Annotated in this window: 1 protein-coding gene; it reads left to right on the top strand. The window is 42.7% G+C overall.

Annotation, left to right across the window (positions count from 1 at the left end):
* A partial coding sequence (locus tag FCS21_RS15710; protein ID WP_138624475.1) for an IS110 family RNA-guided transposase occupies positions 1–844 on the top strand: 844 nt, incomplete at its 5' end.
* Between the last annotated feature and the right edge of the window lie 326 nt (positions 845–1,170).

Below are 1,170 nucleotides of genomic sequence, written 5' to 3' on the forward strand. Positions count from 1 at the left end.
ACGTGATGCATTGAAATTAGCAAAACTGCTCAAAACAGAAGAATTAACACCCATTTATGTACCTGAGCCAGAAGATGAAGCAGTAAGAGACTTATCTCGCTCACGGGAAACCGCGATGAAAGATTTAAAAGACGCTAAATATCAACTAAAAGCCCTACTGCTTCGTAATAATATTACCAGCAAAGTAAATGATAACTGGTCATTACAACACCTACGCTGGCTCGCTGAATTAGTATTACCCCATCCCTGTCAGCAAATTGTTTTGCAAGAAGCCGTATCAACGATTACCGAACGACTCAAACGCTTGAAGCGCTTAGACAATGAACTAACGCATCAAGTGAAAAATTGGCGCTATTACCCTGTAGTAAAAGCCGTACAGGCACTACGAGGTGTGAGGTTATTAGTCGCAACGGGTGTTATTGCTGAATTAGGTGACTTAACACGCTTTGACCACCCTAGAAAATTAATGAGTTACCTCGGCCTTGTGCCCAGTGAACACTCAAGTGGCGGTAAACGTCATTTAGGGGCTATTACTAAATGTGGTAATAGCCGTGCAAGACGACTACTGGTCGAAGGGGCACATTCATATAAACACAACGCCAATATATCTAAAGAAATGCAACTAAGGCAGGAAGGCTTACCTAAAGAAGTCATCGATATTGCATGGCAAGCGCAACTCAGGCTATGCCGACGATACAATCGGTTGATGCACAAAGGTAAACATCGCAATGTGGTAGTGACCGCAATTGCTAGAGAAATGATTGCCTACATCTGGGCTATCTCGCGTGAAGTGGTATTGCCCGTTATTGATGTCACGTTACGTTTAGCAAGGATGCCTGCATGAATCATCTGTTAAAAAAAGCTTTTGAGTTAGCGCATAGAGTCAAGCATCGGGTGTGGCACAACCACCGACGGCGTTAGGATGGCAATAGCTTAACGGCTATTGAACCACGAACATAGATTGAAGACAGGTGCCACGACGAAATGAGTAAGGTAGGCGCTGTTAACCAACAGGTTAATAATCCACGAATATCAGCATGATAACCGACGAAATTACTTGCTTCATTCTATGCGTTAACTCACTTAATATGTGAAGTGAATAGAAAGAGTTCTAAATTAATGAACAAGGATCAGTGTATTTAACTTGACGTGGGGAGTCATACCAACGCC

Origin of the sequence: Colwellia ponticola, from assembly GCF_005885605.1 — a bacterium.
GTDB lineage: Bacteria > Pseudomonadota > Gammaproteobacteria > Enterobacterales > Alteromonadaceae > Colwellia > Colwellia ponticola.